The following is a 16,951-nucleotide window of genomic DNA, read 5'->3' as shown; positions in this document are numbered from 1 at the left end:
AACACAATTTTTTGAGCAGGAGTGTAATTTGTAGTACTTGAAATAAGTAGAGGAAAAGGCTATTTCATAATCAATTTGATTCTCAAAATAAAACTACCTCTAGCTTTCGCTTGAGCTATCGGAATTTAAGGGCAAAATTACTGTAAATGTAGTACCGACTCCAATTTGACTTGTAACACTAATTTGACCCCTGTGAGCATCAACGCACCTTTTAACGATTACTAAGCCTAACCCAGTACCCTTAATTGATTGGACATTTGAGCCTCGGTAAAATGATTCAAAAAGTCTAGCTTGATCTGCTTCTGGAATGCCCATACCTTGATCTTGAATATAAAAAATTGCTACCTTCTCAATTGGATCGCATATTAAATTAAACTGAATCTTGCCACCTCTTGGAGAATATTTAATCGCATTTGAGAGGAGATTCCCGAACATATAATTTAATAGTCCTTCATCCATTACAGCGTCAGTGCGATCGCTATGACAGGTAAAAACAACTTCACACTCGCTACTTTCAACAATAGAAAAATCTTTAATTAACTCTAGACAGAATTGCTCTAAGTTAAGTGGAGCAGGGTTATATACAAGTTTTTTTGCCTCCGCTCGACCCACAAACAGCACTTCTTCCATGAGTTTTTCCATAGACTGCACAGCACCTTGAATTCGCTTTAAATAAATTCCTCTTTTTTCATCTGTCAAATTTCCTCCTTTCATCTCTATAAGCTCTACTGCCGTTTGAATAACAGTCAGGGGATTACGGAACTCATGAGATACGGTAGAGATAAATAAGGATTTGAGACGGTTAAGTTCTTGCTCCTTTTCTAATGCTTTCTCTAGCACTTTTGTTTGGCGGCGATCGCTAAGATCCCAGAAAACAACTACTACACCATTTATTTTATCTGGCCCTTCCTTCAGTGGCGAAGCACTATCACCAATTGGAACTCTTTTTCCGTCTCTTCTAATCAGAGATGTGAATTCCTCTAAATAAACAACTTGCTGCTCTCGCAGCACTTTTGTCACTGGGTTTTCTAATATAGTATCTGTGGCTTCATCGACAATATGAAAAATATTTGCTGCCTCATTTCCTAAAGCATCTTTTTGCTGCCAGCCAGTTAGTGTCTCGGCTGCGGGATTCATAAATGTCACCTTTCCCTGCTCATTTGTAGCGATTACAGCATCGCTTATTGAGTTTAAAAGGGTTGCCAACTGATCTCGATTCTGCCGGAGTTCACGCTCTAACTGGTGTTTTAGAAGACCGATTTCAATTGCTATCTTTAAATCTTTTGTAGTAAATGGTTTAACAATGTATCCAAAAGGTTGGGTAATTTTGGCTCTTTCTAAAGTATTATTATCACCATAAGCAGTTAAAAATATTACAGGTACGTCTAACTGCTCGCGAATATGGCTGGCAGTAGCAATACCGTCCATTTCACCTTTAAGAATAATATCCATTAATACTAACTCTGGTTGAGTTTCCAATGCCTTAGCTATGGCAACTTTTCCAGATGAAGCTGTTCCCGTAACAACATAACCTAGTTGACTGAGTTGGCTAGCAATAGCCCTAGCCACAATCACTTCATCTTCAACAACTAAAATCCTAGCTTGACCCATTTGATATTTACTGATGCAAAGTTAACTGCTTAAATTTGATTTTGAATCCTGTTCCATGATTACGTTCTAGGGTGATGTTGCCTTCTAGCTGTTCTGTAACCAAGTCATATACTAATGACAGACCCAAAGAATCAGTATTTGTCCAATCTAAATTAGCTGGTAAACCAATTCCATTATCTTGGATAGTCATCTCGATACTATTATTGATATTGCGTAGAGCAATACTGATTGTACCTACTTGTTGATTAGGAAAAGCGTGCTTGAGAGCATTGGAGACTAATTCGTTAATAACCAATCCACAGGCAATAGCTTGATCGACATTCAAATTCACTGAATCTATATCAGTTTCTAGAGTAATTCTCTCAGGCCATATTTGATAGGAAATTAGCAGGCTTGCTGCTAAATTACTTATATAATCGACAACATCAATCTGCCCAATATTAGCAGAAGTGTACAAATTTTTATGAATTAAAGATATTGACTCAATTCGGTTTTGACTTTCTCGAAGAACTTTGATGGCTTCAGGATCTTTGAGTGTTTGAGACTGGAGTTGTAATAAACTGGAGACAATTTGCAAATTATTTTTAACTCGATGATGAACTTCCTTTAAGAGAACTTCTTTTTCAGCTAAGGCATTTTTTAATTTGACTTGAGCTTTTTGTCTTTGAACAAGTTCAGTTTGAGCTTGCTCAAGGATGCTGGATTGTTGAATTGCGATCGCTAATTGGACTGTCACTTGATCGAGCAAATCTAATTGATTTTTTTCCCACTCACGAAAGCCAGAGCATTGGTGAGCAATTAATAAACCCCAAAGGTGAGAGCCAGGGGTTTGAGAACTTACTTCTAGTAAAATGGGTACAACTAAATTTGCTTTGACTTCAAATTGTTCTAATAAGCGAATATGGCAATCAGTTAGTCCAGCTTCATAAATATTAGCGATCGCTCGTTTGTTTACTTGGTAATATTCCGCTCCTTTGCCTGTTTGAAAACACGTATCATAAATCTCTACCCCCAAAGAAACTCTCCATCCAGGTTCTACTGACTCCGCCATGATTGTACCGATCATTTCTGAGTCAAACTGATAAACTACTACTCGATCAACCCCAAGTAAATCTCGCACTTCTTGAACTGTTGCATTCAAAATATCTTGGAGATTCAAAGATTGACGAATTCGTTGAGCAACAGTTCGCATCAATTGCTCGCGTTCGGCTTGACCTTTTAGAGCCAGTTCAGTTCGCTTGCGCTCCGTGATATCTTGACCAATAGTGATAATTTGACCATTTGAAAGTTTAACATTTGTCCAAGATGTATCTAGTAAATCACCATCCCGAACCTGAGTTATGAAGTCAGCCCAATTGTGTTGTGCAGACTGCATAAAATTAATCACATCCTGTCGATATTCAGCATTAGGATATAATGCTTCCAAGACATCACCAGTTTGGAAGTCTTTAAATTTCCAGCCTAAAACACTTTCCCATTCTTGGTTTACCCACTGAAGTTTACCATTGGTATCAATAAGTGCAATCATCAATGGTATACTCTCAAAAATTCTCCGCAAAAACTCATTTTGCTCTTGAAGTGTTCTTTCTATTCGTTTGTGTTCTGTAATGTCTCGGATATTAACTAATCGAGCATTGTAATTAGCATAGTCTATTGTATGTGTAACAACTTCAACATCAATATTCTGTCCGTCTTTTCGCCGATGTAGCCATTGTCCAGAAAAGTGCAAGTTAGTGTGCCTTTTTCCTAAATATTCTCTGAATATAGATACATTTTCTGGAGGGAAAATGTCAGTCATTCGCATTTGCAAAAATTCTTCTCGTGAGTAGCCGTAGTGGATAACAGCAGCTTCATTGACATCTAAAAACCGCAGATTATTCTGGTTATATATCCACATTGGATTAGGATTTTTAGAGAAAAGTAGTACTTCTAGCCGTTGGCTTTCATTTTCAGGAAATAGCATTAGTGGTTATGTAAAAAAGTTTTTAAAAATACTGGATTTAATTTGCTTCAATCTCAAAATAAAATTAACAGGATTTACGCATTGAAAAGCTTAAACCCAAATGCTTGTGTACTCTCTAATGCTTTTTTAGCATCCCCTTTTAGGAGAATATCGCAGTATATTTATTTCTTTTAATGCCAATAATATGAGTTTTAACACATCCTCTAAATTCTAATTAAATCTTTTTAAAAGTTACAAATAAAAATCATTTTTCCCTAAACTTAGTAATGCAATATTAAATTAGCTAAATCCATATCCATATTAAACAAGCATTTTACTAAAAAGTTCTAAAGAAAAAACTATATAACTATTTATTCTGGGGTAGATAACATGAATACCTGTAATCGATGGCGCTCATGTTACCCACTCCAAAAAATTAGATAGTGTACTTATTGAACATCCCTTAACCAAAGTTTTTACTCCACAACACTGTTAAAATATTGATGTTTTTTTGGAATAATTTATTCCATCTTAATAGGCACTTGAAGTTGCTTAAAGGTGATATGAAAATGCGCCTATAAAAGTGATGCAATACAAAACTACAGGCTGTAGGGGCAATTTATGAATTACCCCTATCTCCCTATCTAAATAAAGCGTAGCCTCACCTAGAATTGGTATGAGTTTCAAAAAAGTTCATATTACCCATCAGTATTTTTATCAAATTATGGGCACTTTTTGCAACATAATTGATAGATGAGTTTATACCAATTTTTTGCGAAACTGTACAAAATCAGTCAGTTTTGGTAAGACTTGGATTTAAAACTCTTGTTATATCTAATTTAGATGTGTTTCAAATAATTTGCGGTAGCCTGCGGTAAGCTTATGCACATCTACGTTTTATCTTGGGTGGCCCAATGTAGTGATATATAGAGCAGCTTCATCAGCAGGAATACCCAAAACTTCATTTACTTGGTCATCAAAGAATCCACCGATACCGCTAACGCCTATATTTAGGTGCATTGCGGCTAAATTCAGGCGCTGTCCCAAATGACCGGCATCCAGATGTAAATAACGGTAAACGCGATCGCCATATTGAGCGATCGCAGCTTTCAGATCGGCTGTATGAAATAATACTGCTGCTGCATCCCGCCCTAATTCTTGCCCCAAACAGAGAAAATGTAACTCTCGCCGGAAATTTTTAAATCGAATTTGGCGTAGTTCTTGGGCTTTGGGCGCGTAATAATAACAACCTGCCTCCAGTCCTTTAACTCCGCAAACAGCAATAAATGTTTCTATTAAATTCAAATCAAAGTAGTCTGGAGAAATATCTAAACTTTGGTCGATGTAATTTTGCGGTTGGTAAGTGAAATCTAGTAGACTTTTCAATTGCTCGAAAGTTAAATCATCACCATTATAAGCGCGGGTAGAGCGTCGCTTGTACATTGTATTTTCCAGTTCTGACAGCTTTTGTCCCCAGTCTATAGGTGTAGTGGTGGTGGGGATTTTCAAACAGAAAGGAAAGTTATATTTATCCTCTAAAGATTTTTCTTGTTTGATAACTGGTAGATTGAGATTGCCAGTTATACCTGATTGAATCTGGGTGTGTCGATGGAAATATGTCAGCAATTCACCATCGGGGATTTGGGGATAATTGGTTTCGGTGGCGGAAGGTAAAGCAGTACATCCCAATGGCAAATTTTGATTGACATCTAACAAGTCTGCCAGAGGTAAGACAGCGATCGCACCTTCTTGTTGCGGATCGATATAAAGCAGATCGTTTACCGATTCATCCACAAAGCCGCCGATTAAATGAGGGCGAAAGTCAGTAATCGCGCCAGCCAATTCGATATTACCCAATAGATGTCCCGTATCTAGAAAAATCCGGCGATAAGCCCGATCTTCATAGCGCCAGGCAGAACGATAAAATACCGCAGTGACAATAATTGCTAATTGAGTGTTTTCTAAAGAAGGATGCCAGAAACAAGCTGCTTGGAGAGTTTGCCAAACATCACTTTCCCAATAATGCATCAGTGAATGAGTCCGACACTGGTAGTTATACAAACCAGGTGGCAATAACGACGTGCCACGGGAAACTACATACACCTCAGCAGGGTACAATCCGCCGGCACTGGGAGCAGCGCGTAAATATACCGCACTACCCATAGAAGGCATTCTCGCTGTCAATCCATAGCTGCGAAACAGCAATCGTGAAAGTCTTTGCCACCATTGAGCATCTGGGTTATTGGCAAATCCTTCTGATTTTTCTTGAATATAGGGTTTGAGATCAACAGTAGAGCCAATTTTGTATTCTTTGAAAGGCACTGGCTGTTTAGTCCAGTCTAACTGCTGACTTTTGGAGGCAAGAGTCTCAGGGTTGTATTTAGTCCGTTCGTGGTAATGCTGGGCAATTGATTGGTGTAATTCTGGCATAGTACTTTTAATATCCTTGGGGCATTCTTTTTTTGATCTTGGCATTCATTAGCCTCATTATTTCGTGTCAATTCGTACAATCCTCATAGTCACAAAGTAGTAATTGGTAACAACTGCATTAGAAATCGGGTATTGGGCATAGTGCATTCGGTCAAAAATAATGTAGAGACGTAGCACTGCTACGTCTCTACAAGCGTTCTGGATAACGCATATTTAATTTCTGGATATGTCTAATATTTTTCATAACCGCCGAATCGCAATTTCTAACCCTTCACATACACCACTAAGAAAATCTAAATCTAAAGTAGCGATCGCATCACTAGGTTTGTGATAATGGGGATTTCGCAAAAATGCTGTATCTGTCACCATCATTGCCGGATAACCTAAATCCCAGAAAGGCGCATGATCGCTAAGTCTGGTTTGGGGAACTATTAAACCTCGATTCGGCACGGGTAGCCATTGACTAGGTACGCCAGCTTTGCGAATATTACGGCTCATGCCAATTAAGTCAGGCAATGTTCGCAAATTGCCAATTAAAGCAATAAAATCACCTGTATCTGGATAGAAGCGTTCCAGAGGAGGGGGATAACTTTGAGAACCAGGCGTAGAATCCTTATAACCCAGCATTTCTAGGGAGATCATTAAGCGTAGCTGTTGCTTTTGTTGGTGCAACAGAGCTGCATAGTCAGCGCTACCCAGTAAGCCGTATTCTTCCATATCGAAAGCAACCAGCCTCAACGGATATTTTACAGCTTGGGCAGCAAACTTTCTCGCCAATTCCAGCAACACCGCCACACCAGTGGCATTATCATCAGCCGCAGATGTTCCCGGAACGCCATCATAATGAGCGCCAATTAAAATCGGTGGCAAATCCTTTTTTTGCCCTCTGGCTTGGCAGGGCAAATTTAATATCAAGTTTTTACAAGCTTTACCCCTAACTTCAAAGGTGTGGATTTCCACACTCCCCCATTGGGAAAATTCCTGGTGGATGTATTCTTGGACGAAAAAATGTCCAGCTGTTGCCATGTAAGGATCGCGTTCTCGCGCGATCGCACTCAGGGAAGTTTGTAATCGCTTTGTTAAATTCAAATGTTTAAAATAGCGGTAATATTAAGGTTTTCAAGCACTCAAAGAAGCAGAAATTTTTTATTTAAGGTGCATTTAGCAACTTACAGATTCAGTGCATAGAAGTAACCGGATAACAAGAATTGAGGCTGCTTAGACACAGCAATCATCGTCAATGCTATCCTAGTCTTGCAACTATCTCCTCTAGCCGTACTTCTTAGCTCACTGCCTTAATGAGGACTATTATACCATTGAGGTGTTTTCATCCCATAGCACAAAGCTAGAGGTAGTTCCGCCCAATCATAATAAATACATAAGACACTTTAGGAGAAGAGTAACGCATGGGCAAGGTAGTCGGCATCGACTTGGGTACAACCAACTCAGTAGTCGCCGTTATGGAGGGTGGCAAGCCGGTGGTGATTGCCAATGCAGAAGGAATGCGAACAACCCCCTCCGTAGTTGGCTTTAGCAAAGAAGGCGAAAGGGTAGTTGGGCAAATGGCACGCCGCCAAACCGTCCTCAATCCCCAAAATACCTTTTTTGCAGTGAAACGCTTCATTGGGCGCAAATATGCCGAACTTAGTCCAGATTCCAAGCGTGTACCTTACACCATCCGCAAAGATGAAGTAGGTAATATTAAAATTGCTTGTCCCCGTCTTAATAAAGATTTCGCCCCAGAAGAAATTTCGGCAATGGTGCTGAAGAAATTGGCAGACGATGCTAGTCGCTATTTGGGTGAACCAGTCACAGGGGCAGTGATTACAGTCCCCGCTTATTTTAACGATTCTCAACGGCAAGCAACCCGCGATGCTGGCAGAATTGCCGGTTTAGAGGTGCTGCGGATTCTCAATGAACCGACTGCTGCATCTTTAGCTTATGGATTAGATCGGGGTGACACGGAAACTATCTTAGTCTTTGACTTAGGTGGCGGTACTTTTGACGTGTCGATTTTAGAAGTGGGCGATGGGATATTTGAGGTCAAAGCTACCAGTGGAGATACGCAACTTGGTGGTAATGACTTTGACAAAATAATAGTAGATTGGTTAGCAGAGCAATTTCTGGAAACTGAAGAAATAGACTTAAGACGCGATCGCCAAGCTTTACAACGTCTGATGGAAGCTGCGGAAAAAGCCAAAATAGAACTTTCTGCTGTCAGCGTTACTGATATTAACTTACCCTTCATCACCGCCACGGAAGATGGCCCGAAACATCTAGAAACTCGTTTAACTCGTTCCCAGTTTGAAGGTTTGTGTGGTGATTTGGTAGGGCGATTGCGGACACCAGTGAAACGCGCCCTCAAAGATGCCGGACTTTCACCTAGAGATATTGAAGAAGTTGTCTTAGTTGGCGGTTCTACACGGATGCCAATGGTGAAACAGCTAGTGCGAGACTTGATTGGTACAGAACCTAACGAAAATGTCAATCCTGATGAAGTAGTGGGAGTGGGTGCAGCAATTCAAGCCGGAATTCTTGCAGGTGAACTCAAAGATGTGCTGCTTTTGGATGTCACACCCCTTTCTTTAGGATTGGAAACCATCGGCGGCGTGATGAAAAAACTCATTCCGCGCAACACCACCATCCCAGTCCGCCGTTCTGACATTTTTTCCACGTCTGAAAATAACCAAAATACCGTGGAAATTCACGTAGTTCAGGGCGAACGAGAAATGGCAGGAAACAATAAGTCTTTAGGACGTTTCAAGCTGTATGGTATCCCGCCAGCGCCACGAGGAATTCCCCAAGTTCAGGTATCATTTGATATAGACGCTAATGGTATTTTACAGGTAACAGCCTTAGATAGAACCACTGGGCGAGAGCAGAGTATCACCGTTCAAGGCGCTTCCACCTTGAACGAGTCAGAAGTGAATCGGATGATTCAAGATGCACAGAAATACGCCGATGTCGATCGCGAACGGAAAGAAAGGGTAGAAAAGCGGACTCGTTCTGAGGCGTTGATTTTCCAAGCAGAACGGCAACTTAGAGAAGTTGCACTTGAATTTGGTATGCAGTTTGCCCGCAGCCGTCGCCAAAGAATTGATAATATTTGCCGAGACTTAAAAGAGAGTCTGAAGGAAAATAGCGATCGCGGTATCGATCAAGCCTACGCCGATTTGCAAGATGCTCTCTATGAGCTAAATCGAGAAGTCCGCCAGACTTATGCTGAAGATGAAGATGACGATTTGTTAGGTACTATCCGTGACATTTTTACTGGCGGTGATAAGGATAAAGAACGCGAATTTCCTAGAGATACATATCGGGAACGCGATTCATTCGGTAAGGACTATGGTAGAGATTACGGTAAAGACTATGGCCGAGACAATAGCCGAGACTATGGCCGAGACAATAGCCGAGACAATAGCCGAGACAGTCGGTCTTCCTCTTATGAAAGCCGTCCTCCACGCAAATCTCGTCCCAGCTACCAAGATAACTGGGATGATGAAGATGACAATGATTGGTTGTAGTACTTTTAATAAAAGTTAGGAGTTAGGAGTGAGAAGTTTAAAATTAAATCTTTCAACTCCTAACTCATAATTCATAACTACTAAGTAATTTAAAATTTAAATAACTGAACTATGCAAAATTTGCCGAATTTCCGCGATTACTACGAAATTTTAGGAGTATCTAAAGACGCTTCTGGTGAGGAAATTAAAAAGGTTTATCGGCGTTTAGCAAGACAATATCACCCCGATCTGAATCCGGGTAACAAAGAATCTGAGGAAAAATTTAAGGATATCGGCGAGGCTTATGAAGTCCTTTCGGACTCAGCCAAGCGATCGCAATACGACCAGTTTAGCCGCTACTGGAAGCAAAAAGGCTTTGCAGGCAACAAACAAACACCAAAGGCTAAAACTTGGCAGAGTGGTGCTAGCGATCGCAACGGCAATCAAGACGTAGATCCAAGCCAATTCTCCGACTTTGAAAGCTTTATTAATCAAGTTATCGGTGTCAAAAATAAGAGTGGGGCCAGTAAGTCTAGTAATGGCAATACTAGCGATCCGTTTCGTTCCCCCAGAACAAAAGTTGCCTATACAGTTAACACTCCACCTCGCACTACCCGCCGAGATATAGAAGCCAGATTAACGCTACCACTAGAAAAAGCTTATCAAGGTGGTAATGAACGCATCCGTTTAGAAGATGGGCGATCGCTAGAAGTTAATATGCCACTAGGGATGGTGACAGGCCAAACCATCCGTTTGCGAAACCAAGGCGTTGGTGGTGGCGATCTATACTTAAAAATTACCGTTGAGCCTCATCCATTATTTAAGCTAGAAGGTTTAAATATTCTTTGCCAAGTACCAGTTACTCCCAGCGAAGCAGTTTTAGGAGGACAGGTAGAAGCACCAACTTTGGATGGCCCAGTGAAAATGACCATTCCCCCAGGAGTTAGGTCTGGTCAAAAATTCCGACTAGGGAATAAAGGTTATCCCAGCGATGATGGCAAACGTGGCGATCAATTAGTTGAAATTCAAATAGTCACACCTAAAAATATTAGTCAAGAAGAACGGGAACTCTACGAAAAGTTACGGCAAATCGAAACCTTTAAACCCCGTGCTGATTTACTGAGTTAGGAGTGAGATAGCATTTCAAGCTATTGCTCAAAATAATTACTAACTCATAATTCATAATTCATTGACAGAAGAACTTAATTTATAAATCGATAAAAATGTAGTCAATATTCCAAGTCCCTAATTTTTAGTGGGGACTCAACTACTAATTACGGCTTAAGTAAGTTGGCACAATAAAATCAAACTATGTAAAGAAAAATGAACTAGGCTAAAACCCTTATACTTATTGCCTATTGCCTTATCCCAACGACAATTATTTACACTCACTTACTTATTTTAACTTCAGTCTTCATCTTGAAAAATAGTTTCTATATCTTGTAAGCCGTGCAAGATAGGTACAATTTCTATGCCTTCGTCTATTGGACGATAAAAAATTAAATAATTTTTTACCGGAAAACTTCGCACTTCCCCAATTCACAAAGGATTTAAAATATAAAAAATATCTTTGAGCAAAGTGACTCAAACAGCCGTGAATCATAACGGGGCAATGCCACAAAGCAGTAAACCAACTTATTACTCCCTGCTAGGACTGCATCCCTCGGCATCAGTAATTGATATTCGTCGCGCTTATCGAGAACTGAGCAAACGCTATCATCCTGATACTACAGACTTGCCTACTGCGATCGCCACTCCCAAATTTCAGCAAATCAATGAAGCCTACGCCACCCTTAGCCATCCAGAACGGCGGTTAAGCTACGATTTAAAAATTGGCTATTCCCGCTTTGGAGTGATTCAACCACCCTCTGACTTGAATCATCCCGCCTCGCGTTCTCACGATTGGTCAAAATCAGCTTATCTCGACCCGAGCGATCGCCCCTTATCATCTGGCGAAATTTTTGCTTTATTTATGCTGGTGTTAACATTTGTAGGTTGTTTGTTATTAGCAGTTGCCATTGGTTTAACTCGTGGTGATGCTGCTTTTCAAACCCGTTTGCTACAGTCAACTCCATCTGTACAACAGCAAATTAACCATATATCGCAACTAATTACCCTTATGGTAATTAAAAATTAAAAAATTTCCTAATCCAAAATCCCAAATTCCTATGCCTCTTCTTCCCTCTGATACCCCCCTGTATAATCATCCCCTGCCACAAATTGAACAGTGGCTAAAAGACCAAGGCTGTAAACAAGACGAAACCCAGAGACATTGCTGGCATGTGCAACGGCCAAGTTGGCAAGCTGAACTATGGCTCGACGTTGAGCAAATTGTAGTGCGATATGTCCAATCTGGGGAAAATGGACAAGATATCCAACGGTCATTCAAGTATTCTCTTAGTCGGGATGATGTAGAACAAGCCGTGTTTTCCGGGCCATAAAGAAGTGCTGAATTCAGTTCACGGTAAAAAGGTAGGGAAATTAAGCCGCAATCACGTTCAAAAAAAAATGAACACCCAGCAATCGGATGCCATAAGTTGCCATTACTGCCCTTAACTCATCATCAGCACGTAAATCATCATCCCCAGACACAATAATCTCTGCTTGACCATCAATAGCCGTAGCAAGTACAGCTAAATCTTTGGGATCTCGACAATTAGGTGGAACCGTTTCCAACTCAATCCATATTGCTCGGTACTGCAACTGCTGTTCAAGTTGAATAGCAATACTTGGATTAATCCGTTCTCTTAACCGGGGGCGATTCCAAACTAGATGCAGTTATTCCATTAGGGGTTGACTCATCACCAACTGGAATTTGTCCTCATTAAATGCTTTCAATATGGGCAATGTAACTCGGCCTTTGAGCAAAATACGAATCCAAATGTTAGTGTCGATGACTACTCGAAACTTCATGTTTGGTGAGATTGCTGGCGCACAGCCTTAATTTCAGCCATGATATTTTCATCTGTAATATCATCAACCGGGGGTTGAGCATAAAGTTCTTGAATTAAAGCCCTCAAATCTGAACGTAAATCCACTAAAACCAACGCTCTGGCAACCTCTGCCCGTTCCTCTGGTTGCAACTGTTGCACAGCCGTAATGAGTTGTTCCAGGGTGATAGGAATCGATACCATATCAATAGCCATCATTGAGTTTATTAAATTGTAGTGCGATCGCCAATCTTGTAGCTTCGCTAACGCATCTTAGCGACTTAATAAACGTAATATTTTAAACTTTACCAAACCGCCGCTCCCGTTGCTGGTAGGCACATAAGGCGCGGTGAAACTCGGCCCGGTCAAAATCGGGCCAGAGAGCATCAGTGATGTAAATTTCTCCATAAGCCATTTGCCAGAGAAGGAAATTTGAGAGGCGCATTTCTCCACTGGTGCGGATTAACAAATCTGGGTCAGTAATTCCTGCTGTATACAAGTGGCTCTCAAAAACTTGTTCATTAATTTCATCGGGTTGTAGCAGACCTTGCTGGACTTGTTTTGCGATCGCCTGACAAGCTTGTAAAATTTCCTGCCGTCCGCCATAATTAGTTGCCACTGAAAACCGGATACCGCGATTATCCTTGGTTTCTTCCATTGAACGGGATATTTCTTGCTGGAGCGATCGTGGCAGAGCCTGCAAATTTCCGACAAACTTAATTTGAACATTCTCTTCGACCATTTCCCGCAGTTCTTGGCGCAAAACTCTTTGAAACAGAGTCATCAAAAAATCAACTTCTTCCTGCGGTCTTTTCCAGTTCTCCGTTGAAAAAGCATAAGCTGTCAGCGCCTGAATCCCCCAATCCTGACAACAGCGGAGTAAATCCTTAAGAGCATCTACTCCTCGCTTATGACCCATAATTCGAGGTAGACCCTGACGTTTAGCCCATCGACCATTGCCATCCATAATCACCGCAACGTGCTGCGGTAATAGTTCTCGTTTTAAGTCAGTAGGCAAATCTTGCAGTTTAGTTTGTTGTGCTGTCATTTTTTCTCTCGAGAAGCGGTCGATGGTAATCCGAGTAAACGTGAAACCAGTGCTAGTGTCTTCCCACCTATCCGACGAACAAAACTCAACAGACCAGGAGCAACAGCTTCCCTATCCACGGTTGGTGACAAAAGAGCCTCTAATGATTCTTTTAGTTTCTTAATCGTCAGTGGTCTATTTAGAGTTCCCCGTTCCGCTAAGGAAATGGAACCCGTTTCTTCAGATACAACGACACAAATGCAATTTTCGACCCGCTCAGTAATTCCCATTGCCGCCCGGTGGCGTGTTCCCAACTGGCGCGAGGCTGTGCGTCCCGAAAGTGGTAAAATTATACCCGATGATACGATCCGTGAGCCACGGATTAATGTCGCTCCATCGTGTAACAAAGTTTTCGGCTGAAAAATTGTCTGGATTAGTTCTTTAGAAACCTCCGCATTTAGCTTTACTCCTGGCACAGAAAAATCTCGCTCATCAATTGGTCCTGTGGTTTCCACAATTAGTAAAGCTCCAATCCGGTTTTTTGACAATTCTTTAACAGCCTCAACAATTTCATCAATTACACTATCAGATTTGGGGATTGCCAGCCGATCGGGTTGAAACAACTGGCGGAATTCGCCACGCCCCAATTGCTCCAAAAACCGCCTAAACTCTGACTGTAAAGCAACTGCCATCGCTACAGCACAACCAATCACCAACTTTTCTAGTACAAAACTTAGCAGAGGTAGTCCTAATCTGCCACTTAGTGCTGAGGCTAGCATTAAGATAATGAATCCCCGCACCATCCATAGTGTTCGGCGCTCACTAATAATAACTAGTATCATGTAAGTCAGCGCCAGCACTAACACAATATCCAGAGTCCCAAGCAGCAAGGACTGTGACCACCCCAGGTTTATCAGCCATTGCTTCCACCAATCTCTCATGACATCTGGATTACACTTTTGCCTCTAATTACAGTTAGTCATTAGTCATTAGTCATTAGTCATTTGTAATTATTTCGTGGCTAATGAACGCCACTTGCTTTAACGGGGCGAACCCCCCGTCGGGTGACGCTCGCAGGCTCGCTAACGCTGCGCTTACGGCAGTTCCTCTGGGGGAAACCCCCTTGGTGCTAGCCTCTCCCTTTGGGAGAAGACCGGACTGCCTCACCGCAACGCAGTGGCTCCCAATGACCAAGGACAAATGACTAAATTTTCAGCCTTTCTGGTAGGCTATCTTGTCGAATTAAGTCCTGATAAGTTTCACGTTGCAAAATTAAATTCGCTTCGCCATTCGCCACCACAACTGCTGCCGGTCGGGGCAAGCGGTTGTAGTTAGATGCCATACTGTAATTGTACGCACCAGTTCCCATAACTACGAGAATATCTCCTGGTTCAGTCTTTGGGAGTAGTGCATTTTTAATCAGAATATCTCCTGATTCACAATGTTTACCAGCAATTGTGACTGTTTGAGTTACAGGAGAAGACATTTTATTGGCAACTACTGCCCGATAAACTGATTGGTAAGTAATCGGGCGAGGATTATCAGACATTCCCCCATCGATCGCTACGTAGGTACGAATTTCTGGAATAACTTTGGATGAACCAACAGTATAAGCAGTGACGCAAGCTGTGGCAATTAGCGATCGCCCTGGTTCACTCAGTAATTTCGGCAAAGGCAGATTTTCGACCGCACAGGCTTCTTGGACAACTTCACAAATTGCCTTCACCCACTCTTCAATGCTAGGGGGATCGTCTGATTCTGTATACTTAATCCCTAAACCACCACCAACATTTAACTCTGTAATATTTAAACCGTACTTTCCGGCATCCCGCAGCCATTGCACCATAACAGCAGCTAAATCTTGATGCGGTTGGCGCTCAAAAATTTGGGAACCAATATGAGCGTGTACCCCTACGCAGTCAAGGGTGCTTTGTTGACTGACAAAGGTAAATACTTCATCTAAATCGTTGGGATCAAAGCCAAATTTGCTATCTAAGTGTCCCGTGCGAATATATTCGTGGGTGTGACACTCAATACCGGGAGTTAGCCGTAGCATGATGCGGATTGATTGACCAGGTTGGGCAATTTCCACAAGGGTACGCAACTCATACCAGTTATCCGCCACAATGGTGACACCAGACTCGATCGCTAAAATTAATTCTTCACGAGATTTATTATTTCCATGAAGGTAGATTTTCTCAGGACTAACACCTGCTTGTAGGGCGGTGTAAAGTTCGCCCCCAGAAACTACATCGATTCCTAATCCTTCTGATGCGGCGATCGCACAAACTGCTAAACAATTCCAAGCTTTTGAGGCGTACAATACTTGAGATTCGCCCTTGTAGTACTGCTTGAAAGCATCTCGGTATTGCTGACAAGCTGAACGCAAGGTTTCTTCATCTAAAATATATAAGGGTGAACCAAATTGCTTAACTAGGGTTGTGACATCACATCCACCAATTTCTAGGGAGTCATGATTATGAACTCTAGCAGTTAGCGGTAAAAGTTCCTGATTAGGCGAGAGATTTGGGTTAGTGTCGCGCCTTTGAGGTAAATATTGACTTCCAGAATGTTGAACCCCAGTGGGGTGAGTCGATACCATAAATATAAAAGTTGTCCTTGTTCAAATTACGGGCTTTGAGTTCGTCTCCCGATTCCCAGTTTACAAAGGGTTTGTAATCTTATTCAATAAATGTGATCTCATTAGACTTAGAAATTAAATTACTGACACCAGATAATCTCAGTGCAATTCTGGAACTAGATCAAGCCTGTTTTGGCGGACTTTGGACTCTGGAGGGCTACAAACGAGAATTGGATAGCCCCAACAGCGATTTACTCGGTTTATTCTCCCCATTTTCCAGCGTTAGTTTGTTAGGAATGGGTTGCTTTTGGTCAATTTTAGAGGAAGCTCACATTACAATTTTGGCGGTTCATCCCCAATATCACCGTCAAGGTTTGGGTGCGGCTTTACTATATTCACTCCTTAAGACAGCTTGCGATCGCGGAATGGAGCGAGCTACCCTCGAAGTCCGAGCTTCCAACTTGGCGGCAATATCTTTATATCAAAAATTTGGCTTCAAAACAGCCGGACGGCGGCGGGGTTACTACCAAGATAACGGTGAGGATGCGCTAATCCTTTGGCTCCCCGATTTACAACACTCCAAATTTCAAACAACTTTAGACCAGTGGTATTCCACAATCAGCGATCGCCTTAGCAAATCCTCTTGGCATTTACTTGTTAAGTAGTTGGGGATTAAGGGCTTGCGATCGGCTTCAGCAAAAAAAGCAACTTTGCTGCAATTAATTAAATTTAAATATTCTATAAATAATGAATAAACTATAAGGAAAGCATATACAACCTTTTTGTCCTTGATATTTAAAAGTGTATGTGGTATATGTAGGTGTTTGGGATTAAGTGAATAAGCTCTCAATATAAGCAGTCAGCTATTTGTAATAAATCTCAAAAAACCCCAAAAACGCTGGTGAACTAAAGCTCCTCAGTACACTA

At 41.4% G+C, this 16,951-nt stretch carries 15 protein-coding genes; 5 read left to right on the top strand and 10 right to left on the bottom strand.

What is annotated here, in order from left to right; translation table 11 throughout:
• Window positions 1–99 precede the first annotated feature (99 nt).
• The 4 genes from NPUN_RS30370 to NPUN_RS30355 all read right to left on the bottom strand — a co-directional run bounded on the left by NPUN_RS30370 (window position 100) and on the right by NPUN_RS30355 (window position 7,072).
• Window positions 100–1,611 (bottom strand): hybrid sensor histidine kinase/response regulator, encoded by a 1,512-nt coding sequence (locus NPUN_RS30370; protein ID WP_012412233.1) that lies wholly within the window; start codon window positions 1,609–1,611, stop codon window positions 100–102.
• A gap of 7 nt (window positions 1,612–1,618) precedes the next feature.
• Window positions 1,619–3,574: a PAS domain-containing sensor histidine kinase gene (locus NPUN_RS30365; RefSeq protein ID WP_012412232.1), complete on the bottom strand. Its 1,956-nt coding sequence runs from the start codon at window positions 3,572–3,574 to the stop codon at window positions 1,619–1,621.
• An 876-nt stretch (window positions 3,575–4,450) separates the two neighbouring features.
• The gene (locus tag NPUN_RS30360) at window positions 4,451–5,983 is read right to left on the bottom strand and encodes a SagB/ThcOx family dehydrogenase (RefSeq protein ID WP_041565721.1); all 1,533 of its coding nucleotides are present in this window, start codon (window positions 5,981–5,983) and stop codon (window positions 4,451–4,453) included.
• Window positions 5,984–6,223: 240 nt separating this feature from the next.
• The gene (locus tag NPUN_RS30355) at window positions 6,224–7,072 is read right to left on the bottom strand and encodes a M28 family peptidase (RefSeq protein ID WP_012412230.1); all 849 of its coding nucleotides are present in this window, start codon (window positions 7,070–7,072) and stop codon (window positions 6,224–6,226) included.
• 317 nt (window positions 7,073–7,389) lie between these two features.
• Here NPUN_RS30355 and dnaK point away from each other — a divergent pair, with 317 nt between their 5' ends.
• Both dnaK and NPUN_RS30345 read left to right on the top strand, forming a co-directional pair.
• The gene (gene dnaK, locus NPUN_RS30350; protein WP_012412229.1) at window positions 7,390–9,507 is read left to right on the top strand and encodes a molecular chaperone DnaK; all 2,118 of its coding nucleotides are present in this window, start codon (window positions 7,390–7,392) and stop codon (window positions 9,505–9,507) included.
• 111 nt (window positions 9,508–9,618) lie between these two features.
• Entirely contained in the window at window positions 9,619–10,614 is a 996-nt protein-coding gene (locus NPUN_RS30345) for a DnaJ C-terminal domain-containing protein (protein WP_012412228.1), read from the top strand.
• Window positions 10,615–10,893: 279 nt separating this feature from the next.
• Here NPUN_RS30345 and NPUN_RS39605 read toward each other — a convergent pair whose 3' ends face one another.
• Window positions 10,894–11,016 (bottom strand): type II toxin-antitoxin system RelE/ParE family toxin, encoded by a 123-nt coding sequence (locus NPUN_RS39605; RefSeq protein ID WP_012412227.1) that lies wholly within the window; start codon window positions 11,014–11,016, stop codon window positions 10,894–10,896.
• Between the two features lie 82 nt (window positions 11,017–11,098).
• On the opposite strand from NPUN_RS39605, the gene NPUN_RS30340 reads away from it, so the two are divergent.
• Both NPUN_RS30340 and NPUN_RS39600 read left to right on the top strand, forming a co-directional pair.
• Window positions 11,099–11,623 carry a J domain-containing protein gene (locus tag NPUN_RS30340; RefSeq protein ID WP_012412226.1) on the top strand — a complete coding sequence of 175 codons (525 nt, stop codon included), beginning with the start codon at window positions 11,099–11,101 and terminating at the stop codon, window positions 11,621–11,623.
• 31 nt (window positions 11,624–11,654) lie between these two features.
• Window positions 11,655–11,927 carry a DUF3143 domain-containing protein gene (locus tag NPUN_RS39600; protein WP_012412225.1) on the top strand — a complete coding sequence of 91 codons (273 nt, stop codon included), beginning with the start codon at window positions 11,655–11,657 and terminating at the stop codon, window positions 11,925–11,927.
• A gap of 40 nt (window positions 11,928–11,967) precedes the next feature.
• Here the strand turns inward: NPUN_RS39600 and NPUN_RS44590 are convergent, their stop codons facing one another.
• The 5 genes from NPUN_RS44590 to lysA all read right to left on the bottom strand — a co-directional run bounded on the left by NPUN_RS44590 (window position 11,968) and on the right by lysA (window position 16,045).
• Window positions 11,968–12,189 carry a putative toxin-antitoxin system toxin component, PIN family gene (locus tag NPUN_RS44590; protein WP_012412224.1) on the bottom strand — a complete coding sequence of 74 codons (222 nt, stop codon included), beginning with the start codon at window positions 12,187–12,189 and terminating at the stop codon, window positions 11,968–11,970.
• A 206-nt stretch (window positions 12,190–12,395) separates the two neighbouring features.
• Window positions 12,396–12,635: a hypothetical protein gene (locus tag NPUN_RS30325; protein ID WP_012412223.1), complete on the bottom strand. Its 240-nt coding sequence runs from the start codon at window positions 12,633–12,635 to the stop codon at window positions 12,396–12,398.
• Window positions 12,636–12,714: 79 nt separating this feature from the next.
• On the bottom strand, window positions 12,715–13,464 hold the full coding sequence (locus NPUN_RS30320) for an isoprenyl transferase (protein ID WP_012412222.1): 750 nt from the start codon (window positions 13,462–13,464) through the stop codon (window positions 12,715–12,717).
• Window positions 13,461–14,384 carry a diadenylate cyclase CdaA gene (cdaA, locus tag NPUN_RS30315; protein ID WP_012412221.1) on the bottom strand — a complete coding sequence of 308 codons (924 nt, stop codon included), beginning with the start codon at window positions 14,382–14,384 and terminating at the stop codon, window positions 13,461–13,463. The genes NPUN_RS30320 and cdaA overlap by 4 nt, the downstream gene beginning before the upstream one ends.
• A 263-nt stretch (window positions 14,385–14,647) precedes the next feature.
• On the bottom strand, window positions 14,648–16,045 hold the full coding sequence (lysA, locus tag NPUN_RS30310) for a diaminopimelate decarboxylase (RefSeq protein ID WP_012412220.1): 1,398 nt from the start codon (window positions 16,043–16,045) through the stop codon (window positions 14,648–14,650).
• 92 nt (window positions 16,046–16,137) lie between these two features.
• Between lysA and rimI the strand changes: the two genes are divergently transcribed.
• Complete coding sequence (rimI, locus tag NPUN_RS30305; protein WP_012412219.1) at window positions 16,138–16,689, top strand: ribosomal protein S18-alanine N-acetyltransferase; 552 nt, start codon at window positions 16,138–16,140, stop codon at window positions 16,687–16,689.
• Window positions 16,690–16,951 lie beyond the last annotated feature (262 nt).

It is taken from the genome of Nostoc punctiforme PCC 73102, from assembly GCF_000020025.1.
GTDB classification, from domain to species: Bacteria; Cyanobacteriota; Cyanobacteriia; order Cyanobacteriales; family Nostocaceae; genus Nostoc; species Nostoc punctiforme.
Note: the sequence above shows the minus strand (reverse complement) of the source record. Positions and strands in the feature narration are given on the sequence as shown.